Source organism: Sorangium sp. So ce117 (assembly GCF_051524395.1).
Lineage (GTDB): Bacteria > Myxococcota_A > Polyangia > Polyangiales > Polyangiaceae > Sorangium > Sorangium cellulosum_B.
In genome coordinates, this window is the sequence record NZ_CP150309.1 from 8505572 (window position 1) to 8528515 (window position 22944).

The following is a 22944-nucleotide window of genomic DNA, read 5'->3' on the forward strand; positions in this document are numbered from 1 at the left end:
GCGCGACCGCGGAGCACGACGCAATCCGACGCAAACCGACGCAAACCCGAGCCTCGGACGCCAGCGGATCGCGACGCGTCGATTGCTCTTTTGACTCTCCCCCCGGCAGTAGTAGAGGGTCGGGCGCGATGCGCGCCAACCGGAGGGAGCCTGCACGATCGAGCCTCCCGCTGCTGGTGGCGTCCGGGGTCTTCATGGCGGCCCTCCTTCCGGCGCCGGTGCGCGCGGACGAGTGCGCGCCGGCCAGCGGGCTGTCGGGCTGTATCGACGCCGACAACCTCTGGCCTCACGCAGGCGGCGGCCCTTTCTTCGCCGTGGGGAGCACAGGGACGGCTCCGAGCGCGAAGGCCTCGTTCGGCCTCGTGGCGAGCTACCTGTCGCGGCCAGTGGGCCTGCGCACCGCCTCGCCCGACCCCGAGGGGACGGTCATCCATGCGCTGGACAACATGGTCGACGCGACCTTCCTGGCGTCGTTCGGGCTCACCGATCGCCTCGAGGTCACGGTCGCCGCTCCCGTCACCCTGTACCAGGACGGGGCAGGCTTCTCCGACGTCCTCGGCACCGACACGGAGCTCCAGCGCAGCGTGATGCGCGACGCTCGCCTGGGCGCCGCGCTCGCGATCTTGCCGCCGGCCCAGCGAGGTCCGCTCGATGGCTTCTCGCTGGCAGCGCGCCTCGATCTGGGCGTGCCGACCGGCGACGGGTCGGTGTTCGCCAGCGCCGGGACCGTGACGCTCGCGCCGAGCGTCACCGCAGCGTACCGGCTCGGCAGGCTCCTGCTCGCGACCGAGGTCGGGGCCCGGCTCCGTGGCTCGAGCACGCTGATCGACGCCGAGGTCGGCCCACAGCTCCTCGGCGCCCTCGGCGCCTCGGTCGACGTGCTCCCGGACCGCTGGCTCACGGCGTCCGCGGAGGCGTTCGCCCTCTACACGCTCGCCGAGCAGCCCGCCGGAGCCCCGGCGCTGGTGCCGGCGGAGTGGATCCTCTCGGCCACGAGCGCCCCGCTGCTCGCAGGCGACGTCTCGCTGTCCGCGGGCGGCGGCGGCGCCATCCCGTTCGCCTCCGGCGGCGCGCTCACCGCGCCGCGCTTCCGGTTCAACGTGGGGCTCCGCTACGCGCCGACGGGGCGCGATGCAGACGCCGACGGCGTCCTCGATCGCGACGACGAGTGCCCGCTCGTCGCGGAGGATCGCGACGGCTTTCGGGACGGCGACGGATGCCCCGATCCCGACAACGACGGCGATCGGATCCCCGACGGTCGCGACAGGTGCCGGGACGAGCCCGAGACGATCGACGGCTTCCAGGACGGCGACGGCTGCCCGGATGCAGACGACGACAGCGACGGCGTCCCGGACGACGCCGACGCCTGCCGGAACGCCGCCGAGGACCGCGACGGCTTCCAGGACAGCGACGGATGCCCCGATCCCGACAACGACGGCGACGGGATCCTGGATGCGCGCGACACGTGCCCCATGGGCGCGGAGGACGTCGACGGCTTCAAGGACGACGACGGCTGCCCGGATCCGGACAACGACATCGACCATGTCCCGGACGCCAGCGACAAGTGCCCGGGCGACGCCGAGGATCGCGACGGCTTCCAGGACGACGACGGCTGCCCCGAGCGCGACAACGACGAGGACGGCGTGGCCGATGCGGCCGACGCATGCCCCATGACAGCCGAGACGATCGACGGCACGAACGACGCCGACGGCTGCCCTGAGCCGGCCGGCAGGTCCTTGCCGCGGTGGTCCGGCGATCAGGTCGTCCTCGACGGCCTGGCCCGCTTCCCGGCGGCGAGCGCCCGCGTGCCGCCAGCCCTCGCGGCGCAGCTCGCCATGATCGCTCAGCTCGCGCGCGGGCGCATGCCCCTCGACATCGTCATCGTGGAGGCCTACGCCGATCGTCAGGGCGATCAGTCCGCGCGCGCCATCGAGCTCGCGGGCGCGCGCGCGAGCGCCGTCAAGGAGCTCCTTGCAACCGCGGGCTTGCCGGCGGACCGGATCACGGCCGCCGCTGGCGACCCATCAGCCAAGCGCGCGCCTGGCGCGCCCCAGATCGAGGTGACGGCGACCCGCGCTCGGCGCTCCGAAGGAGCCCCGGGTGCTTCGGGCGCAGTCCCCTCGACGACCGGAGAGAAGAAACAGCGATGAATGTCCTCGAGGCACGCCGTGCCCGCCATTTGATCATCCGCCTCGACCGGGGCGAGGAGCTCCCCGCTGCGCTGGTGCGTGCCCTCGATGAGGTAGAGGCGCGCGCCGGCTGGATCGAAGGGGTAGGCTCGCTGGAGAAGGCCGAAGTGGCGCTGTTCGATCAAGCTTCCCGCACCTACGCGAAGACGCGCGTCCTCGACGGCCCATGCGACGTGGTGGCGCTCTCGGGGAACATCGCGCTCCAGCAGGGAGAGACCTCGCTTCGGCTGTCGGCCACGCTCGCCCGCGAGTCCGGCGTCGGTCTCCAGCTCGCCGCCGGCGAGCTCGTGTGGGCGCGCGTCTACGGGCTCGAGCTCCGCGTCACGGCGTTCGACGATCTGCCCCTGGTGCGGGTGTTCGACGATCGAACGGGCGCGATGCAGCTCGCAACCCAGTCGTCCGCCCTCCCCGCGCTCGCGGGCGAACCGCCCCGCCTGGCGCCGCCGGTGCACGCCGCGGAGCTGCCGCGCGCGGCGCCTCCGCACGCCGCGGAACCGCCGCGCGCGACGCCTCCGGCCCCCGCCGCGGAGCCGCCGCGCGCGACGCCTCCGGCGCCCGCCGTGGAACCGCCGCGCGCGGCCTCACCGGGCTCCGTGGAGCTCGCCGCCGCGCCGCTGCCGCAGCGCCCGACCCGTCCTCGCCAGGAGGACGAGCACTATCCGGAAGTGGGCGACAGCGTGACCCACTTTCACTTCGGCGACTGCACCGTGATCAGCTCGGACGGCGAGCGGATCCGCCTCCGCCAGGAGCGCGACGGCCGCGTGCGCGAGGTCTCGCTGACGATGCTCCGCATCGAGCCTCCCACCGTCGACGCGGCGACAGGCAGGAAGCAGTTCCGCCTCGCGCGGAAGAACTGAGAGCGCCCGCGCCACCTCGGTCGAGAGGTGGCAGGCGGGCGCCTCGGCGCTCAGAAGACGCGCTGGGCGATGTGGATCGAGTCCCCTGCCTGGAGCGGCACATCGGGGATCTTGTTGTCGATGATGTCCTCGACCGAGACCGTGGCAAACACGGTCTTGCCCTGAGACTTCCTGCGGATCGTGACCCGATCCTTGTCCGCGATGCTGTTGAACCCCCCCGCCATCGAGATGGCGCGGAGCAGCGTCATGCCGGGCTGGAGTGGCAGGGATCCGGGTTTCTGCACCTCGCCGAGCACCTCGACCCGCTTCGAGTTGTACTCTTTGATGCTCACGCTCACGCTGGGATCGGTGAGGACCTGCCCCTCCATGAGCTTCGCGCGCACGAGCTCCGCGACCTCCTGGGGCTCGAGGCCCGACACCTTGAGCCGCTTCACATAGGGGACGTCGACGGTGCCATCCGGCGCGACGGTGAACGTCGAGGGCAGCTTGTCTTCTCCGACGATGCGGAGCTCGAACACGTCGCCGACCCCGATGGTCGTCGCCTCCACCGGCGCGGGCAGGTTCGCTGGCTGGGGCGTTCGCGATGAGCACGCAGCGAGCGCCAGCGTGAGCACGGCGGCGGTCCACCGACCAGCACGCCGCATCACATGAACCAGCGCACGCCCAGGTACGCTTCGAACTGCTGCCATCCGAGGTAGTTCGGCGTCGTCTCGCCGGCAGGCGTCAGCGATGTGCTGCTGATGTTGTTGCCGTAACGCAGCGTCGAGTTGATGCCCAGCGAGTCCCCTATCCGGTACTCGCCGAACAGGGACGCGTCGACGCGGACGTCTGTCCAGGGATCCGCAGATGTGGAGGCGGCCCCGTTCCCCGGAATCGCGGGATACACGTGGGCAGCCACTCCGCCGTCGGCGATCAGCAGAAAGCGTCCGCCGAAGAAGTAGGTGAGCTTGAGGTAACCGCGATCGCGCTCGTAGTAGGTCGAGAGATAGCTGTCGTGAAAATCGCGCGTGAAGCCGGCCGACAGCGACGACAGCGCGAGCGTCGCCGCCTCGGGATCGGCCGACGGGTTCGGCGTCAGGTACCACTTCAGCTCGAGCTGACCGATGACGCTGTCGAAGTCGTGCACCTCGTCCTGGGTGTCTGACGTGTAGAAGCTCGCGCCCCAGCCGGCCATCGCGAGGAGGCCAAACGACGATGTCACGAGGCCGTTGATGCCGAGCTGGGCGCGCAGCGGATGAGAGGAGAGCTGGGCGGCGGGGTTCGGGTAATTCACGAACCCGAGCGACGCGTCGTAGATGAGCGCGGTGCGGGGCAAGAAGCGCCAGCGACCCCGCGTCCGGATCGTCTGGTGCAGGTTCGTCAGGCTGTCGAACTCGTCGACCTCGAAGAACGTGCCCAGGAAGCGATAGCCTAGCCGCCAGTCGAGCAGCCCCCCGCCCGGCGTCCACACGAGCTCTGCCCCCGCGTCGGCGTGGACGCGCCGAAAGCTCTGGTTGGAAATCCCGAGATCCGAAGAGGCGATGGTCCGGCCGAGCGACGCATCGAGGATCCCGGACCAGGGGCGCCGGGGCAGGATCGTCAGCTTGGCGTCGAGCAGGCCGCCGATGTTCCGCTGCTCACTCAGCCGGTCCTTCCCTACCTCGCTGCCGGACACAGGGAAGAACTCTTCATAGGTCGCGGCGATGCCGGCGCGAAACTCGACGTCTGGCGGCGGCGCGTCGGGCGTCACCTCGTAGCGCTGCTGGCTCAGCGTCGAGAGCGAAAACGACGGCGTGATACGGAGCCGCAACGAACCAACAGGCCCGAGATCATCGAGGCCTGCATAGTCGTTTTCGTCTCTGCGGAAGAAGTTGGAGTCATAGCCGAACTCCGCAGCGACTCCAGGATGCAGCTCGAGATCGCCGGTGCGTATCCCGATGCCCTCGGTGTAGCGCCGATCCTTGAGCCACGGCTGATCCTGCGCCAGGACCAACGCCGGGGACAGAGTGAGTGTGACTGCGGCAGCGGCTATGGTTTCACGAAGTTTCATCGCCTATTGGGCAGTGGCAATCCGAGAGAGGCGGTCGCCTACCGAAAACAGCTACTGCACGCAGGCGGCTCGATGATGATCTGGCTGACGGGATACTCGGAAGGATCGTCCTTGGGGAGGTTCGGATCGATCGTCGCCGTCACGGCGCTATCGCCGATAAAGCCCGCTTCCTGTCCGATGCACTGGTTGGCCTCGGCCGTCAGCTGCTCGGTCCGCTGCCGCAGCACCGTCAGGATCGTGAACTCATGGTTGGAGAGATCGACGTCACGCCGATTCACGGCGAGCTCCAGGCCCTGCCGCCGCTCGCGGGCGGAGCGGATGGCGACATCGATCTGATTCAGCTTGTCGTCAAGACAGAGCGTCTTCACGACGTCGCGTTGCGACCGGGCCGTCTCCAGCTGGCGACGAACCGACGTGCGGGCTCCGTCCATCCGGGCGAGGTAGGTCTCGCTCTGCGCGAGCTGCTCTGCGGGCGAGAGCGTCACCTGCCGCGCGAGGCCGGCGGAGGCGTCCGGCGGAGGCGCCGTCTGCGCCTGCGCAGCGGCGATCCCGTGGCCGACCACGACCGAGATCAGCGCCACAGCGGCGAAGCCAGGGATCTGTTCACGCTTCATCGAAGCCTCCGGAAGTCAGACCCGCGCAGTATAGGTGCGGGCAGACGTAATTGTCAAAACGCAATGAACATGCCGAGCAGCCAGCAGCGCGCGTCCGTCGGGAGCCCCCGTACGGCGCTCTGCCCGTTCGATGCGCGACGCCAGCACGCCATTCACGTGCAAGCGAGGAGAGGGAATTGCGTCTTGTTCACGGACCCGGAAAGCATCGGGGGCTATTGGCTCACGAAAGTGACAGGAATCACAACCGTCGCGCCGCCGCCCTCGGGCGGCGCGAACTGCGCGCTCTGGACGCGCGCGACGACGCACGAGACCACCGTGCCGGACAGCCCGCCGCCGCCGGAGGGGGTCGCCGAGAGCACCTCGCCGTTGGGGCCGATCTTCGCGGTGATCCGGACCGACCCCTTCATGCTCGGGTCCTCTTGAAGACCTTTGTTGTAGCAACGACGGAAGCCGGCGGTCATCCCGGCCACGACGGAGGGCGCGTTCGAGACGCTCCCGCCGGAGACCGCGGCGCCGCCGACCTGGGCGTTGCCCACCGGCCCCTTGACCGTCTGTGCCGAGCCGGCCGTCGCAGGGCCGCTGGTCCCGGTGTTGCCAATCGTGGCGAGGCCGCCGCCGCCGGCCGCGCCAGGTCGCACGGTGCCACCCCCGGCGCCGCCCATGTTCAATCCCGCCACGCCGCCCTTGCCGACGCCGGCCCCCGAGGCGGCAGCGTTTTCGAGCAAGCCGGTGGGCACGTCGCCCGAGCTCAGGACGCTGGCGGTCGCGTTCCCGCTCGAGTTGAGCGCGCCCAGCATCTGCATGTCGAGCTGCGCGAGCTCGTTGGTGAGCGCCGACGCGCGGGCGTCGTTCATCCCGCCAGAACCCTTCCCCGGGCTGGCAGCCGCCGCGCCCTTGTTCCCACCGCCAGCAGCCTTCGGCGCTTCGGCAGCAGGCGCCGCTGTCGCGGCCGGCGTCTCGGCGTCCTCCTTCGGCGGCAGCTCCACCGGCGGCGGGGGCAGCTGCTTCACGGACTCGAGCAGCTGCGCGACGTCGAGCTCGTCGTCGACCACCGGGTCCATCCAGTCGGAGTAGATCGACCCCACGGCGCCGAAGTGGAACAGGAACGAGAACGCGGCGATGATCGTGGTCGTCCAGTCGATGTCGTTCGCGATCCCCGACCGCACCGAGACGGGCAGCTGCGGCTTGGGCTGCACCGGCGGCGGCGCGACGAACTGGAAGAGGAACGTCGTCTCCCCCACGACGAGCTTGCCGCGCGCATCCTCGCTGAGCTGGACCTGGTAGGCCTGGACATTGCCGACCGCCACGCGCTTGGCCGACGACTTGAGCCCGGAGAGCTCGGAGACGCCGCCCTTGAAGGCGACCCGACCGGTCATCCCGTCCAGGAAATTGAGGAAGTACTCGCCCCCCACGAGCTCGAACACCCGAAAATTCGGCGGGATGCTCTTGCTCGGGATGACGAACATGCTCTTTTCGCTGGGGCCGATGGTGACGTGGGTGCGCTGCTTGATGACGCGCTCCTCGATCACCTTTCCCCCCTGAACCAGGCCGATCCTGAGCACCTTCGGGCCGGTCACCGGTGCGACCGCCCGCATGACCGCGGTCATCTGCCCGGGCTGCCCGGGGCGCGACGGGGTGGGGTGCGGGGGCTGCTGGGTCATTCCAAAGGACTCCGGGCGAGGGGGAACGAAGCGGGCGCCGATCGCGATCGCGCGCGGCTCACGGAGCCGCGCCCCGGGGCCCGGCAGGCCCCGGGCCCGGATCCGCGAGCGACGCGCCGCGCAGCGGAGGGCACCATAATTTGCGAGGGTACACGGACAGCTCGGGGCGGTCCAGGAGAGCGCGCGGCGTCACCGGGGCGCCCGGCGAGCGCGTCGAGGTGATCCGGAAGGGCGCCCGGGGCCCTCGACGCCATGGAGGGTATCGGCGCCATCGAGCGGTTCCAGGGCGACCCGCACGAGCGCGTCGATCGCCTCGCGCCCTCGCGCGGCAGCGGCGCGGCCGGCCCGCCCAGCCGCCGCGGATGCGATCGCGCCGGCGCCCCCCGCGCCCAGGACGAGCGCGATGACCGAGGGCCCGGCCTGCGCGAGGTACGAGAGCGTGGCCAGGAGCAGCGCGGCGAGCGCCGACAGGCGCGCCGCCGCGCGCGGCCACCCCGCGCCGGCGTCGAGCCGCTGCTCGATCTCGGCGAGGAGCTCGTTCGCCGCCGCGATCTTCGCGCGCGGGTCGGCGGCGGCCATGACCTCGAGCGCGAGGCGGCGCTCCCAGCTCTCCGGCGGCGATCGCCTCGCGAGCTCCGCCAGCCGCGCCTCGCCGGGCAGCGCGCGGAGCGAGCGCGCGAGTGACATCAGGTCGCCGCCGGTCGCGCGCGCGACCTGCGCGGGGTGCTTCCACGAGATCGCGGCGCAGGCGGCGCTCGACGCGATCGACAGCGCGCTCAAGAGCACGGCGACGGCGGACACACCGGCCGCCTAGAACGGCTCCTTGAAGATCGCCTGCTCGATGCGGTCGAGGAACGGCTGACGCAGCTCGGCGAGCGTGAGCTTCGGCTGGATCCGGCTGACGTCGACGGCCGCGATGGGCTTCTGGATGCGGCCCGTGATCGTCACCTCCGCGAGCGTGATGACCCCGCGCTGCTTGCCCTTCTCCTGCGCGCTCGCCGGCGCGCCGTGGCCGAGGATCGCGAGCAGGACCGAACCCAGCGCAAGTGCCTTGTACATGCTCATGGTCTCCCTCACGTGTCGGTCGCGGCGTCGGCGACGCCTCCATCCGGCGCGGCGGCAGGAGGAGGAGCCGCGGGCTGAGCCGCGGCGGCAGCCGCGTTCAGCTCCCCTTCCTTGAGCTTGGCGCGGTTCAGGAGCTCCTCCGAGTCGTCGCGCTGGCCCTTGTTGCGCAGCTCCTGGAACCTCGTCAGCGATTTGATCGCCTCCGCCACCTGCTGCTTCGGCGTCATCCCAGGGACGGCCGGGGCGAACAGGTAGAGCAGGCCGAGGTCGTAGTGGACCTGAGCCAGGTTCGGGTCGCGGGCGAGCACCCAGTCGAACTCGCGCTTCGCGTCGGCGTAGCGCTCGAGCAGGCGGTACGCGTCCCCGAGGTTGAGGTGCGCGGCGACGTGCTCGGAATCGAATCGGACGGCGCCCTCGAGGAGCGGCAGCGCCTCCTGCGCGTTGCCCGCCTCGAGCAGGTAGGTCGCGAGCTGCACCCGCGCCTCGACGAGATCGGGGCGGCGCGTCACCGCCTTGCGGAACTCCTCCAGCGCCGCGGCGCGCTGCCCCTGCTCCCGGTAAATCAGGCCGCGGAGCAGCAGCGCCTCGGCGTTGTCCCTGTCGCGCGGCGGGTTCTCGTTGACCGGCTCGAACCCGTCGAGGATCGCCTGGAGCGCGTACAGCGCGAGATCGAGGCGCCGGTTCCTGTAGTGATCGCGGGCGATGATCACCATCGCCGGCCGGTAGTCGGGGTTGATCTTCAGCGCCTCCTGCGCGATCCGCTGGGCAGAGCCGGTATCCCGCTGGAGCGACTTCACCTCCGCGAGCGTCGCCGCGACGGCCGCCGACTTCGGCATCTGGCCGCGCTTCTCGCTCAGGAGCCGCTCGGCCTCGCCGAGCTGGTTCTTCCTGGCGAGGAGCATCGCGTACGCGATGATGGCGGGCTCGTAGTCCGGCACGAGCGTGAAGGCCTGGCGGTAGCTCGCGCCGGCGCCCGCGTCGCGGAGCCGCTCCTGCACCACGCCGAGCGAATAGAAGGCCTGGTGCGCGCGCGGATCGGCCTGCGTCGCCTGCCCGAACTGGGCCCTCGCGTTGACGAGATCGCCGGTCGCGAACGCCTGCAGGCCGCTTTGGTAGAACGCCGCCGCCCGGGCGTTCATGGCCGGCGCAGCCGTCTGGGCGGGCAGATCGTAGGGGCGCGCCGAGCTCGGCACGTCGTTCATGCCGTACGGCGCCTGGACGGGCGCGGTCGCGGCGGGCCCCGCTGGAACCGTGGGCACCTTGGGCGGCGGCGTCGCCTCCTCGCCGCAGGACGCGAGGGCGAACGGCGACATGACCGCGAGCAGGCTGGCGATGAGGGTGACAGGGAGGCGGCGCATCATGGGACGACCGGCAGGGGCAGGGGGAGGCCGTCGGGCGCGAGCGGCGGGGTCATGCCCGGCCGCGTCCGGAGGAAGAGGCCATCCTTGTACTCGAACGGGCGCTTCGTCTCGGGATCGATGACCCCCTGGCTCCACTCGCGGAGCTTGGCGTCGCCGAGGATGTCCGTGAAGAACGCGAGCCGCTGGATCGCGAGGTCGACCGCTGGATTCCGGACCTTCCACGCCTTCGCCCAGACGACGGACTCGACGTAGAACTTGACCATCGCCTTGTCGGCATCGTTGAGGAGCCGCTCGCGCGCCGCGCGCCACTGCTCGCGCCGGTTCTGCCGGAGCGCGTCGGCCGTCTCCTGGAGATCCTCGCGATCGCTCGTCTCGGCGAGCTTGAGCAGCTTCTCTTCCTTGTCCGTGTACAGCCTCAGCCCCGGCGGGCGGGCGTTGTAGAGGCCGGTGCGGCAGGAGTCGTAGAGCGAGCCCTGACGCGCGCGCGCGGCCACCGACCACGGGCGCGACTCGTAGGCGGTGATGACCTCCTGGAGCTCCTTCCAGTACCTGTCGTTGGCCTTGGTGATATCCGCCTCGAAGGCCCGCTTCACCTGATCGATGACCCCCTCGTAGCGGTGATGGCCGGTGTCGTAGTCGAACTCGGCCTTGATGCGATCGTCGATGGCCTTGTAGGCGCACTCCGCCGCCATGTCGGCCTGCACCGAGCCGAGGGCCTTCACCTTGTCGCCGGTCGCCGAGCTCCGGAAGGACGTGAACGCCGTCATGGTGTTCTTGCACCAGTCCCGCGCCTTCGGATCGCCGCCGGCGGCGCGCATCTTGGATGCATGGTACGCCGCCTGGACGACATACCCGCTCGCGGCCGGGTTGTTCTTGTTGGCAGCGTAATAGGCCTCCATCGACTGCGTGGCCTTGGTCCGGGCGGCGCGGTTCGGTCCCTCGTCGGCCCCGCGCTCGTCCCAGGCCTTCAGGTCCGCCGAGGCGACGAGGAAATCGATGTCGGCCTTCTGCTCGGGGGGCGGGTTCAGGCTCATGAAGGTGGCGCGCGAGGCGGTCATCTTGTCGCGCTCCCCGATGTTCGCGTAGAGCAGCACCGAGTTCCTGGCGGCGTCCCGGCGCGCCGCCTGCTCGAACCGGCCGTTGCGAGCGATGGTGTCGTAGGTCTCGGCCGCGCTGCGGTAGTTGAAGAAGAGGACGTACGCGGCGGAGAGCGCGTCGTAGGCCTGCTTCAGGTACTTCACCCGCTCGGCGTAGCGCTTCGGATCGGGGTTCTTCGGAGGGTTCGCGCCCGGATCGCCCTTCTCGAGCTTCGACAGGTTCTCCTCGCTGCCGTACTCCTTGATGAACAGGGAGTACATCGCGATGGCCTGGTCGTAGTCGCCCACCTGCTTGTAGCAGTAAGCGCCGTTCATGGCGGCCTCCGGCGCCTCGTCGCGGGCCGGCGCCTTCTCGAGCGCGACCTTGTAGAGCGCCGCGGCCTCGCGCCAGGCGGCGACGCGCGCGGGGCCGTCCGGCATCTTCTCGGCCTTCTCGAAGGCCCGGGCGGCGTCGATGTAATAGCCGCGAGAGATCGTCGGCCGGGCGATGTCGCCCTCCTTCAGCTTCTGCTCCTCGCTGACGGCGCAGCTCCGCGTGAGCGCCGCCTCGGCGAGCTTGCGGCTCTGCTCGACGTTGTTCTCGAGGTTCGACATCGTCGTGAGCCGCTCCCACGCCTTGTAGCCGAACTCCGTCTTGCCGCACTGCGCCTCGTAGATGGGCTCCATCCGCTTGCGCGCCTCGGCGAACTGGCCGTAGAGGAAGTAGTAGTCGGCCGCCTGGAACGCGTAGAGGTCGATGTTCTTCGGGGCGTCGAGCGCGGGAGGGACCCGCTGGATGTACTCGTCCCGCGCGGTGACGGCCGCCTGGACCTGGGGGGGCAGCGGCTCGGCGACGACGCGCTGCTGGTCGCCCTCGCCGACGATCTTGACCTTCTCGCGCGGCTCGATGCCCTCGGCGCCGCTCGTTCGCTGGAAGAGCTTGTGTCGATCCAGGAGCGCCTGGTGGGCGGTGTCGACGACCATGTACGCCGCGGGCTGCAGGTACTTGTCGTCCTCGTTGGAGTCCCGCACGCCGACCGCCGAGCTCCTCGCCTGCTCGATCTCGTGCGTCGCTGGCGAGCGATCCATCGCCACCGTGATGACCACGACCATGTGGTGCGCGTCGGCGAGCCAGTACCGGCTCTCGTACGCGTCCGGGGCGTTCTCGTCCTGAGCCAGGTAGCCGGCCCAGCCCTGCGCGGCGAGGCGGTACTCGCCGAGCGCCCGCTCGAAGATCGGGTCGCGCGTCTCCTTGTCGCCGACCGTCAGCGCCTGCTGCACGAGCGCGCTTCCGGCGTTGGTGTGATCGGCGGCAGCACGGCGCAGCCCGCCCCGCACGAGCCGCTCTGCAGTCTGGATCGCCTCGGGATCGTCCTTGTTCGCTTCGACCCACGGGGTCGTCCCGACGTACTGGGCGAGCTTCGTGCGCGCCTCGAGCGCCTTCGCCGAGTTCATCGCCCGCTCGGCCGTCCCCTCGCGCGACTGCGAGGTGAGCGTGTCGTAGATGTCCGCGATCTGGTTCTGGATCACGGGCGCGTCGCGGTGCATCGGCCACTTCTTGAGGAGGATCTCGCTCACCTCGATCGTGTTCCGATACTGATTGAGCTCCTTGAACTCCAGCGCGAGCGCCTTGTAGATCTCGACCGTCCACTTCTGATCCTGCGGGATCAGCTTGGGATCCTGGACGCGCTCGATGGCGATCCGCATCTTCTGCTCGGCCATGCGCGGGTCGGTCTCGACGTCGAGGACGTCGTTCCGCGGGACGTAGGGCTCGTCCGGTCCGGGGCCGACGAAGTCGAGGTACGTGAGCGAGCCGGCGATGTAGGTGTACGCCTCCGCGCGGAAATCGGCGCCAGGATCGCCCGTCAGCTTCTCCTGTTCGTCGGTGTAGCGGAGCAGCTCGATGAACTGGCGTACCGAGGTCTCGTAACGCTGCTGCTTGAAGTACGTCCAGGCGAGCTTGTACATCGCGACGCCGTGGACAGGGGGCTTCTTGTACTTGATGGACTGCCGGTACGCCGACTCCGCCCTGTTGTAGTTGAACGGGCCGCCGGCGCGGTCGATCTCGTTGAAATGGTAGTCGCCGATCTGCCACCAGACCTCGGCGATGTAGCGGGGCTCCGCGCCGAGCGCCGTCTTCTGCGGGATCGGCTGGCAGTCGTCCGGATACGGATCGACGTACGCCGTCTCGTCCTCGGTGACGGGCGCCCGCCCCCGCGCGCCCTTGCGCGTGCCCTGGAGCGCCCGGCCGCCCGGCGTGGACCCGATGGGCGTCGGGTGGCGCGCCTCCCAGCCGGTCCAGTAATCGTTGTCGTGGTCCTGCGGGAGCTTGCCGACGGTGTCACGCGTCGGATCCTTCGGGTCGACTTCGACCGGATAGGGATACTTGGTGTGGCACACGAGCGAGCGCCACACCTGCTGCGCCTCGGGGAACCGGACCGAATCGTTCAGCGCATGGCCGAGGTAGTAATAGATCCCGGCGAGCTCGCGGTACTGAGGGAACTCGCGGATGACGCGCTTGTAGAGCGCGATGGCCGGGAGCAGCGCGACGCTGAGATCCTCGCTCGCGTCAGTGTCGGTGCGCGCGCGCTCCTCGTAGAGCGCGGCCAGGCGGAACATCGCGTCGGGCGTGTTCTCGGGGTGGGCGTTGGGGCCGCTGTAGCGCTCGACGAACACCTCGAGCCTGCGGATCGCCTCTTCTCGGGCGTCGCGGAGCCCCTTCCTCTCGATCTCGATCTCGCGGTCCAGCGACGAGAGGATGCGGCGGCGCCGGTCCTCGTAGTGGTGCTGCACGATGCGGGTGATGGCGCTCCGGTAGTCGCGCGCCGCCTTCTCGTAGGCGGCCGCCTCCTTCTCGAGCGCGGCGAGCGCCGCCAGCTGAGCCGGCGTCGGAGGAGGAGGCGGCGGCGCCTGCTTGCGCCCGACCGACATCGGCGGCGCGAAGGGTTGCACCGCCGGCGCGGCCGGCGCCGTGGCGCCAGGCGGGGTCGGCGCAGCCGCGGCGCCACCAGGCGCAGACGCGGTCGGCGCAGCGGCGGCGCCAGGCGCAGGCGGGGTCGGCGCAGGCGTGGTCGGCGCGGCCGCGGGGACGGCAGACGCCGCCGGCGCTGGCTGGCCACCCGGCTGGGAGAGCGCGAGCGGCGCGACCGCAAGCACAAGGGCAAGGCTGGCAAACCCGAGCGCGCCGCGCGGGCGACGGCGCCCCGTTCGCACAGCGCCGAGCGGCGCGCGCGCGACCCCCGGTCCGAGGATCTGCGCCCCTGCCCCTCTTCGCGGCGCGCCAGAGATCTGCGGCGCGCTCACGCCACCACGCTCCTTGCTCACTTCTCGTCCTCCGGATCGCCGCTGTCGTCGAGGACCTCGTTGAGCTCCTCCTTGAGGACCCGATCCTCTCGGGCGCGCTCGACCTGCAGGCTGCGAACGCGCGTCATCTGCTCCTCGCGGACCTCCCACGCCTCCTCGGTGATGCCGACGTCGGCGCGCAGGATGATGTTCTTCAGCCGGTCGCGGACGAGGCCGAAGTTTCGCATCGCGACCTCGCCGACGACGAGGCGCGCCTCCCGGTCGAGCCCATCGAGCTGCACCGAGTAGTGAACGACGTTCGCCGTCTCCCGGCCGACGATCTGCCGGAGCCCCGAGGACTTCTGGGCGACCTCCCCCTCGATGTCGCGGAGCGCCGCCTCGACCCTCGCGTCCGCCGCGTCGCCGGCCCGGAGCACCGGCGTGATGCGCTGCGCGTACGCCGCGAGCTCCGCACCGCCGGCGCCCGCCGCGGCCAGCTCCACCTCGCGCGTCAACGCGTCGCGGTGGGCCTTGCGCACCTGCGCGTCCTCGATGAAGCGCTGATCCCCGAAGCCGACCTGGACCCGGCCCGCGCTGACCTGCTTGCGGAGCACGTCGGCCTGCTGGCGGTAGAGCGCGAGGTCGCGCTCGTTCTGGGCGAGCTCGATCTCGAACCGGGCGATGCTCGCGGGATCCCGCACGACGCCGGCGTGCGGGCCATCGCGAAGGAGCCGCCTGAGGCCGTTGACCGTCGCCTGCAGCGAGTCCATCTGCAGCGTGAGCTGCTGCAGGCGCTGCGACTGGGTGTTCCACTGCTTGAGCGCCTGCGCCTCGCGATCCTGGAAGTCGGCGTCCGTGACGGGCACCCGCGCGAGGCGCTTCTCCAGCGCCCTACGCCTCGCGCGCGCGCCGCCGATCTCGCCCGAGAGCGAGTCGTCCTCCACGTCATCCATGCCCTGGCCGAGCGCGAGGCGCGCCAGCGCGACCCGGTTGAGCAGCGCGAGCGCCTTCTCCTCGCCGGCCTTGAGCTCCGGGAACGCGCGCACCCGGTTGGGCGAGCTGAGCACGGCGTTCAGCTTCTCGATGAGCTCGTTCGACTGCTTGATCAGCTCGCGGCAGTGGTTGATGTCGTCGATCACCGCGAACGCAGCCGGGCCGTCCTCGGCCTCGCGCGCCCATTGCACCGCCAGCGGCGGGAGCGAGGTGGTCGTGTCGAGCGCCTCGATCTGCTCCTGGCTCAGCTTGTCGTAGTAGACCGCGGGATCGCTCGTCGAGCCGAGGAACGCGTCCACGCGCGCGCGCATCGGGTCGTAGGTGGCGCGGACGCCCTCGTACACCTTCAGCGCCTTCTCGAAGCGGCCCGCGCGCAGCATCAGGTCGCCGCGGAGCAGCGAGCCGTCCGCGATGTTCTGGCTGTCCGGCTCGGCGATCGCGAGGATCTCGAGCGACCGCTGGGCGCGATCCACGTCGCCCAGGCGGACATACACCCACGCGAGCTCGTAGAGCATCGTCCCGAACTCGGGCGAGACGCGGTCGATGTGGCCGTAGGCCTGCACGGCCTGGGACCACTGGTCGGCCTCGTAGAAGAGCCGCCCGATCGCGAGCCACGCGAGGTCGATGACGCGCCGGTGCTCCGAGGTGTCGGCCGGCAGCTGCGTCACCTTCTGGAACAGATCGATCGCGGCGACGTAGCGGGTCTTGGGCACCGCCGGCGGCGCCTCGCCCTCCTTGAGCGGCTCGGGCGGGGGCGTCGCCTCCTTCACCGCGATCAGCCCGAGCAGGTACCTCGCCTGGTGGAAGTACTCGCTCTGCGGGTCGACCCCGCCGAGCGAAGCCTTCGCGCCGCCGAAGTCCTTCTTCACGTAGAGGCCCTTGCCGCGCGCGTATGCGAGGGCGCTCCCCGCCGTGGAGGCCGGGACGCTGTTCATCGACGCGAAGATGGCGTCGAGCGCGTCGTAGTCCTTGATCCGGAGGCAGATGTCCACGAGCCGGCCGAGCGCCTTCGCCTGGTAGGGGGCGAAGCGCGGCTCGGCGCCGCTCGCGACGATCCGCTGGAAGACCCGGCGGGCCGAGAGGTACTGCTTCGAGCGGAAGTACGTCTCCCCGAGCAGCGTGAGCGCGTCCGGGAACGCCGTCGGATGGTCGGGGTACTTCTCGACCACCTGGTTCAGCACGTTCGCCGCCCGCTCGTAATCCCTGGAGCCCATGAGGAGCTGGGCATCCGCGATGCGCTGGGCCGGCGTGCGCTGCTCGCCGCGGGACTTGTGGATCGCAGCCTGGATGGCGCCCAGCCCGGAGGTGACGCTGCCGATCTGCTGCGAGGCGCTCGTGTAGGCGCGCTCAGCGTCCAGGGCCCACGCTTCGGCGGGGGCCGCGGTCGTCGCCGCGCCGAGCGCGAGCACGCCAAGCAAGGCAGGGAGTACCCGCGATCCGGTGTCCCAGGTCATGGTGGCTTGTCCTAACGAGCTCGAAGCTACTTCCCACCCGCGGCGGCGGACGGCTGCCCGGGAGCATCCGAGAGGCCGCTCACGATCTTCTCGACGAAGCGGACGGCTGGCCGCTCTTCGAGCGGGGTCGTGACGCCGCCCTTCTCGAACGCGACCGCCTGAAGGTTGATCGTCTTGCCCTCGACCGCCGTGAAGGAATGGCTGGAGCGCACCTCGAAGCGGTAGCCCCGGAGGTAGGAGAACACCCCGTAGCCGTTGCCCTGCAGGTTCACGAGCACCTGGAGCGTGTGATCCCCCGGCGGAACGGAGCCGTTGAAGATCGGGATCTCCGTCTGCTCGGCAAGGGCGCCCGACTGATCGGTCTTGTTGTACTGGACGGCGCCATCCAGGACGATCAGCACGCGCGTGACGCGGAACGCGGACGACAGCTCGTTGTTGAATCGGATTGAGGCGCGCGAGCCGGCGCCGCCGCCGGAGAGGATCGTGTCGCTGAGGAGCGAGAGCCGCGTGTGGCTGCGGCGGATCTGCTCCTTGAGCTCGTCGATGCGCTGCTCCAGATCGCGCAGCCGCACCGCATAGGTAGGACCATCCATCGCCGGAGCGGCGGCCGCGCCGGCAGCCGGCGTGCTCGTCGGGGCAGGAGGCGCCGCCGGGGCGGCCGTCGCGCCGGCAGCGGGGGCGACCGTCGCGGCAGGCGCCGCCGCCCCCGCAGCCGGTGCGACCGTCGCGGAAGCAGGCGCAGGAGCCGCTTTCGCTCCGTTGACAGGCGCAGCGGGGACAGCCGGTGCTGTGGAGGCCGCCGGCGCCACAGAGGCGGCGGGAGCGGGAGCAGCGGCCTTGCCCGCCGCGCCGCCCGGGGCCTGCGCGAAGGCGGGCATCGACATCAAGAACGAGGCTCCCACCCCCACTGCCAGCATCCTGATAAGTCGCATCGAAAGGTAACCTCGTGGTTGAACCCTCGTCAGCAGAGGGGGGCGACCTCACGCCCGGTGCCGGGGAGTCTAGTGGCGGCAGGCTTCCGAGCGCAACGACCTGGACACCTGCCTCCTCCTCCGGCGAGAACGTCACGCGACCGCGACCGGCTCCCCCCGCCGGCGGCGCGCGGCGCGACCGGCGGCGCGCGGCGCGCGTAAAGGTCCGCGCACGCCCGTCCCCCTGCCCTTCCCCGGCCGCGGGCGCTGCGGGCGAAGGGGGCTCGCTCGCTCGGGGGCGGATCCGCTAAGGTGCGCTTGTGTCAGGGGAAGGAGTGCTCCTCAGATCTTCGAGCCGCGCCGCGCGTCCGATCCGACGCCGCGGCCGCCGCCGCGAACACCCCGCCACCCGGGCCGCCGAAGGAGCGCCGCAGAGGCTCGGCCGCTCCGGGAGCTAGGATGGTCCCGATTTCTCGAGAGGAGGTCACGGACGAAGCCCTGATGATGCGCTTCCAGGGCGGCGACCGCGCGGCGTTCGCCGGGCTCGTCCGGCGGCACAAAACGTCCATCTACAACTTCATCCTGCGACAGGTCCGCGGGCCTGCGATCGCCGAGGATCTGGTGCAGGATGTGTTCGTGAAGATCGTGCAGAGCGCCTCCGACTTCAAGCACGAGGCCAGGTTCACCACCTGGGCGTTCGCCATCGCGCGCAACGTCTGCATCGATCACCTGCGCAAGATGTCGCTCCGGCGCCACCCGTCGCTCGACCAGGGCTCCGGGGAGGGCGGCGACGGCCCGACGCTCGGCGAACGGACCGCGGACCCGGCGCCCCAGGCGGCGGTGGACCGGGTCGCGATCGGGACCGAGATGGGGCAGCGCATCGTCCGCGCCGTCGAGGGTCTCCCGCACGAGCAGCGGGAGGTCTTCCTGCTCCGGGAGATCGGGCACGTGCCCTTCAAGGACATCGCCCACATCGTGGGGGTGCCCGAGAACACGGTGAAGAGCCGGATGCGCTACGCACTGGAGCGGCTCCAGGAGGCCCTCTCGGAGTACGAGGATTACGCGAGGGCGCTGCGCTAGCGCTCCGGAAGAGCTGTCTATGGACTGCGAGAAGTTCGACCAGCACGTGATGGACGCGCTCTACGACGAGCTCGACGAGCTGACGTATGCGGCCATGAAGCGGCACATGGACGGCTGCGCCCGGTGCGCGTCGGCGTTCGCGGGGCTGCGCGCGGCCCGCGACGTCGGCGCCTTGCCCTTCGAGGAGCCGAGCGAGGAGCTCGAGGCGCGGATCCTCGACGCCGTCGAGGTCGCGCAGAAGAAGACGCCGTTCCGGCGCAAGGCGCTCCGCGCGCTGGCCTGGGCCGGCAGCCACGCGATGCGGCCGCAGCTGGCGATGGCCGCGCTGTTCGTGCTCGTCATCGGATCGAGCCTGCTGCTGCTGCGGCCGAAGACGGGCGTGGCGCCGGTGCGGGTCACCGAGTGGGGCCAGCCCGCGTCGTCGGATCAGCACGAGGCGCCCCGCAGCGCCACGCCTGCCCCCGCGGCCGTCGCGATGGAGGAAGGCGACGGCCGGCGCTCGGCCGAAGCCAAGGCGAACGAGGCGCCCAGGGCGGAGGCGGCGAAGGAGAAGAGCGCGCGTGCGTCCGCGTCTGCATCCCCGGACGACGGCGCGAGCGCCGCGCTCCACGAGGCGCAAGCGCTGCAACGCAAGTCGGGCTGCGCGGCCGCCGTCGGCAAGCTCGACGAGGTCGGCGCGCAGCACCCGGGCACGCCGTCCGCGCACGCCGCAATGTGGGAGGCGGCCCGGTGCTACCAGGCCTCCGGCGACACAGCGAAGGCGCGCGAGCTGCTGCTTGCGCTGCGCTCCGCGAAGGGCTACGGCGACCGCGCCGAGCAGCAGCTCGCGGACCTCGAGGCGAACGCCGCCGGCGCGCAGGCGCAGAACTCGGTGCCGGCGACCGCCGCCCCCGCCGCTGCGGCGCGGCGCGCCGCGGCCAAGGCGGCGATGCCCGCGGCGCCGCCGCGCGACGCCGAGGAGAAAGGTGCAGCGGGCCCCTCGCAGGCGGCGCCCGCCGACACCGCGATCTCTCGCTGACGGATCGCGGGCGCCAGCGCGGCCCGCGCCTCCGCCATCCCCGGCGCCGCGGCTCGACCTCACCGCGCGCGCCGCGGCGGCGCCAGCGTCAATTCGATTTCACCGGCGCGTCGCGGATGTAGGCGATCGTCCTGATCGTGCCGACGATGCGCTCGCGATCGTCCGGCGTGAGATCGACGAAGCGGATCCCCATGCCCGGGTTCGGGTTGTCGTGGAGGGGGCGCACCTCGTTGATCCACTGCACCGTCCCCTCGAGCACGTACGAGCCGTCGACCCCCGGCGGCGAGAAGCGGAGCGTGAGCCGCGTGCCGATCGAGAGAGGCTGCGTCGTGCGGACGAAGATGCCCATCTCCGAGATGTTGGTGATGGACGCGTAGAGGAACGTGTCATCGGTCTCGCAGTCCACGAGCCAGGTGACGTCGAGGCGCTCGGACGAGCGCCGGTCGAGCGAATCCGGGGCGGGGGCCTCGTGCTCGGCGTCCTCGCCGTAGGCGCCGGCTTGCGCGGAGGACGGCGGCGTACCACCCGGCGGGTCGGGCGGATGGTTCGAGTCCCCACGGCCCCCGGTCATGAGTCTGCGACTAGCCGCTTTCCGCACGCGCGTCGAGGGCGCTCGACGAGGAGAAGCACGCGTGCGTCGCCGGGCCGCGCAAGACGAGCCGCGCAGCGCGGCATGCGTCGGGAACCCTACGAGGGCAGCTCACCGCACGCGGATGACGCCGCCGCGGATGCGGTCCTCGTGCTCCGGCCCGCGCGTCACCTGAAGGCGCGTCTCACCGGCGAAGAGGCCGAAGTAGAGCGTATAGTCGCCCGGGGTGAAGTTGGGCTCGAGCTGGAGCTCGTGGTCGTCCACGACGACGTCGCCCGGCTGCCACAGGCTCAGCGGGTAGCGCCCCTCGATCACGGGATGGTCGCCGTTGTATCGACGCTGGAACCCGTCGATGTGAACGAACATCTTCCAGTTGCCGGTGATCGGCCGGTGGACCCGGAAGTACGTCCGCAGGTGGTAGCTCTTCTGAGGGACGACGCTCGAGACCTTCCGGCCGTCGTCGTCGGTGAGCTCCCAGCCGAGCACCTCCAGCTGATCCTCGAGCATCACGTCGAGCGGGTTCTCGGGAGCGGCGGGCTCGTCGAGGACGATACGGCCGAGCCAGCTCTCGTTCGGCCTGCCCCCGAGCTCGTTCGACGCAAGGAGGATCTGGCTGGAGCGGCCGTCGAGGACGGGCAGGTTGCGCTGGTAGCGCTTGCGAAAGAGGCTGTTCAACCGGGGCAGATCGTCGGACTTCACGACGAGCCAGCGGCGAGCGGCGGGAACGACCGGAGCGGCGACGCCGTCCACCGAGCTCCCCGCGGCTGTGAGCCAGTCGAACGCCTGCAGGACATCGGTGAACGAGGTGACCTCGCCGCCCTGGTAATAGGCCGCCGTGCGGCTCCGGACGCCGAGCGTCGCGAGCGGCTCGCCGGGCTTGCGAAGGGTCTCGTAGGACGCGAAGACCTCCTTCGGCGAGAGCTGGGCCGCGAGCGCCGGATAGTACCAGAAGCTCAGCGCGAAGCCGGCGACGAGGCCGGCGAGCGGCGTGCCGACGGCGCGCGGGAGGGAGGCGCGCGCGACGGCGTGGCGGAACGCGTCGCGCACCACGAGGAGCAGCACGGGGCTCGCCGCCATCAGCATGGGCAGCGCCCACCAGGCGTTCATCCCGTACGCGGCGAGGTGGTTCGGCATCCTCGCCACGGTGCCCCACCCGATGCGCTTGCCGACGAAGAGCATCGCGCCGACGCCGACGAGCGCCGCCTCGATGACGATCAGCAGGAAGAGCAGGTTCCCGTTCCAGATGCGAGCGAGCTCCGCGGCGCCGGCGTGCATCTCGTCGAGGACGCGCCGCGCCCATGCGCGGAAGCTGCGATCGAGCTCGCGGGGCTGCTCTTCGAACCAGGTGAGCGCGACGAGGCCGGCGAACGCGAGCAGGACGAAGCGCATCGCCGAGGCCGCTTCGCCCTCGAAGCTCTTCGGGAAGACGGGCTTGTCGACCGAGAAGACGCTGAGCGCCCTGTCCGGTGAGGTGACGAGATCGCGGTAAAGGACGAAGGCGAGCACGGCGCAGCCGACGGCGAGCGCTCGCGAGGAGGGGGCGCCGCGCTCGAGATCGCGGATGGCGAGCGCGGCGATGGCGGCGAGGAGCGCGGGGCCGCTGAACGGGAGCGCCCCGGCGTGCGGCGCGAGGACCGCGAAGGCGCCGTAGGCGAGCGCAGACGTGACGATCAGGGCGATCCGGACGCCGGCCTCGCGATCGAGGAGAGGGGCGGCGACCTCGCCCGCTCGGTCCGCGGCGGGGGCTCGGAAGAGCCGGCCGACGGCGAACGGCAGGAAGGCGCTCCATGGAAAGAGGGCGTGGCCGAGCTGGCGCAGCGTGAGATCGAACGTGGACTCGACGGGCGGCTTCTTGAGGAGCGCCACGCCGAGGGCGCGAGGGAGCGGCTCGCCGGCGCTCGAGCTCGCGAGCACGAGGGCGCCCTGCGCCGCCGCCGCGACGCCGAGCACCAGCGCGGCGGCGCCCACGAGGTCGCCCAGCGTGGGCCCCCGGCCATCCGGCGCGGGCCAGGCGCCGGACGTCCGGAGCAGGAGCCAGGTCAGGCCGGCGCCGAGCGCGGGGACGGCGACCCCGATCAGCAAGCCGCGGCTGAGGTATCCGGCCACGACGCCGAGGATCCCCACGGTGAGCCACGCGGCCGACGCGAGCAGGGCGCCGCGCTGCGCCCCTCGCCCGCCCTCGAGCAGCGCGCCGGTCAGCCCGCAGAACGCCATCGTGAGCGCGGCCATCGTGACGATGTCGCCGAGCAGGGTGCGCGCCTGCATCACGTAGAGCGGCATCGTCACGAGCACCGCGACCCCGTACAGGCCGGCCCTTCGATCGACGAGGCGGGCGAGGAACTCGTAGAGCACGAGCGCGCCGGCGAGCCCCCACAGCGCGAGCGGGAGGCGCCCGGCCCAGTCGTGCAGCCCGAACACGCGGAAGCCGAGCGCCATCGAGGTGAACCCGAGCTCTCCCATGCCGAGGTCGGTCAGGGTCGGCAGCTGCCCGGGAGCGTCCGGGAGATCCACGCCACGCGCGCCGAAGACGTGGATAGCGATGCGGCGGGCCAGGTCGGCACGGTCGAGCTCGTAGGGGTCCCAGATGCCGCTCTTGCCGATGAGCGGCAGCAGCGTGAGGGCCGCGAGCGCGAGGGCCGCGAGCCTCGCGAGGCCGGCGCGCCCGCTCCCGGCGGCCGCGCGGCCGCCGTCCATGGCCGGCGCGTCACCGATCTCAGCCGAGCGCGCCTCGAGAGGGGGCACCTCGGCGCGGGGTAGGGCTCCGC

Annotated in this window: 16 protein-coding genes; 4 read left to right on the forward strand and 12 right to left on the reverse strand. The window is 71.2% G+C overall.

Going from position 1 to position 22944, the window contains the following annotated elements:
* Window positions 1-128 precede the first annotated feature (128 nt).
* Window positions 129-2150 (forward strand): OmpA family protein, encoded by a 2022-nt coding sequence (locus WMF46_RS31720; protein WP_437980623.1) that lies wholly within the window; start codon window positions 129-131, stop codon window positions 2148-2150.
* The gene (locus tag WMF46_RS31725; protein WP_437980624.1) at window positions 2147-3046 is read left to right on the forward strand and encodes a PPC domain-containing DNA-binding protein; all 900 of its coding nucleotides are present in this window, start codon (window positions 2147-2149) and stop codon (window positions 3044-3046) included. Before WMF46_RS31720 ends, WMF46_RS31725 begins: the two co-directional genes overlap by 4 nt.
* Window positions 3047-3096: 50 nt before the next feature.
* Here WMF46_RS31725 and WMF46_RS31730 read toward each other — a convergent pair whose 3' ends face one another.
* From WMF46_RS31730 to WMF46_RS31775, 10 genes are all read right to left on the reverse strand, one after another.
* Window positions 3097-3690, reverse strand: a complete 594-nt coding sequence (locus WMF46_RS31730) for a polysaccharide biosynthesis/export family protein (RefSeq protein WP_437980625.1) — start codon at window positions 3688-3690, stop codon at window positions 3097-3099.
* Window positions 3690-5018 (reverse strand): hypothetical protein, encoded by a 1329-nt coding sequence (locus tag WMF46_RS31735; protein ID WP_437980626.1) that lies wholly within the window; start codon window positions 5016-5018, stop codon window positions 3690-3692. Before WMF46_RS31735 ends, WMF46_RS31730 begins: the two co-directional genes overlap by 1 nt.
* Window positions 5019-5113: 95 nt before the next feature.
* Window positions 5114-5689 (reverse strand): hypothetical protein, encoded by a 576-nt coding sequence (locus tag WMF46_RS31740; protein WP_012238568.1) that lies wholly within the window; start codon window positions 5687-5689, stop codon window positions 5114-5116.
* 212 nt (window positions 5690-5901) lie between these two features.
* Window positions 5902-7350 (reverse strand): AgmX/PglI C-terminal domain-containing protein, encoded by a 1449-nt coding sequence (locus tag WMF46_RS31745; protein WP_437980627.1) that lies wholly within the window; start codon window positions 7348-7350, stop codon window positions 5902-5904.
* Window positions 7351-7539: 189 nt separating this feature from the next.
* Entirely contained in the window at window positions 7540-8151 is a 612-nt protein-coding gene (locus WMF46_RS31750) for a hypothetical protein (protein ID WP_437980628.1), read from the reverse strand.
* Between the two features lie 9 nt (window positions 8152-8160).
* Complete coding sequence (locus tag WMF46_RS31755) at window positions 8161-8409, reverse strand: hypothetical protein (RefSeq protein WP_012238571.1); 249 nt, start codon at window positions 8407-8409, stop codon at window positions 8161-8163.
* A 14-nt stretch (window positions 8410-8423) separates the two neighbouring features.
* A complete protein-coding gene (locus tag WMF46_RS31760) occupies window positions 8424-9776 on the reverse strand; it encodes a tetratricopeptide repeat protein (protein ID WP_437980629.1) in 1353 nt (450 codons plus the stop codon).
* The gene (locus tag WMF46_RS31765) at window positions 9773-14155 is read right to left on the reverse strand and encodes a tetratricopeptide repeat protein (protein WP_437980630.1); all 4383 of its coding nucleotides are present in this window, start codon (window positions 14153-14155) and stop codon (window positions 9773-9775) included. The genes WMF46_RS31760 and WMF46_RS31765 overlap by 4 nt, the downstream gene beginning before the upstream one ends.
* A gap of 17 nt (window positions 14156-14172) precedes the next feature.
* The gene (locus tag WMF46_RS31770; protein ID WP_437980631.1) at window positions 14173-16581 is read right to left on the reverse strand and encodes a tetratricopeptide repeat protein; all 2409 of its coding nucleotides are present in this window, start codon (window positions 16579-16581) and stop codon (window positions 14173-14175) included.
* Window positions 16582-16607: 26 nt separating this feature from the next.
* Window positions 16608-17174: a hypothetical protein gene (locus WMF46_RS31775; protein WP_272094878.1), complete on the reverse strand. Its 567-nt coding sequence runs from the start codon at window positions 17172-17174 to the stop codon at window positions 16608-16610.
* A 777-nt stretch (window positions 17175-17951) separates the two neighbouring features.
* Here WMF46_RS31775 and WMF46_RS31780 point away from each other — a divergent pair.
* Together WMF46_RS31780 and WMF46_RS31785 are read left to right on the forward strand one after the other, a co-directional pair.
* A complete protein-coding gene (locus WMF46_RS31780; protein WP_012238576.1) occupies window positions 17952-18572 on the forward strand; it encodes an RNA polymerase sigma factor in 621 nt (206 codons plus the stop codon).
* Between the two features lie 19 nt (window positions 18573-18591).
* On the forward strand, window positions 18592-19590 hold the full coding sequence (locus tag WMF46_RS31785; RefSeq protein WP_437980632.1) for a zf-HC2 domain-containing protein: 999 nt from the start codon (window positions 18592-18594) through the stop codon (window positions 19588-19590).
* An 88-nt stretch (window positions 19591-19678) separates the two neighbouring features.
* On the opposite strand, the gene WMF46_RS31790 is transcribed toward WMF46_RS31785, so the two are convergent.
* A complete protein-coding gene (locus WMF46_RS31790; RefSeq protein WP_437980633.1) occupies window positions 19679-20161 on the reverse strand; it encodes a TIGR02266 family protein in 483 nt (160 codons plus the stop codon).
* A 129-nt stretch (window positions 20162-20290) separates the two neighbouring features.
* Window positions 20291-22873: a glycosyltransferase family 39 protein gene (locus WMF46_RS31795; RefSeq protein ID WP_437980634.1), complete on the reverse strand. Its 2583-nt coding sequence runs from the start codon at window positions 22871-22873 to the stop codon at window positions 20291-20293.
* Window positions 22874-22944 lie beyond the last annotated feature (71 nt).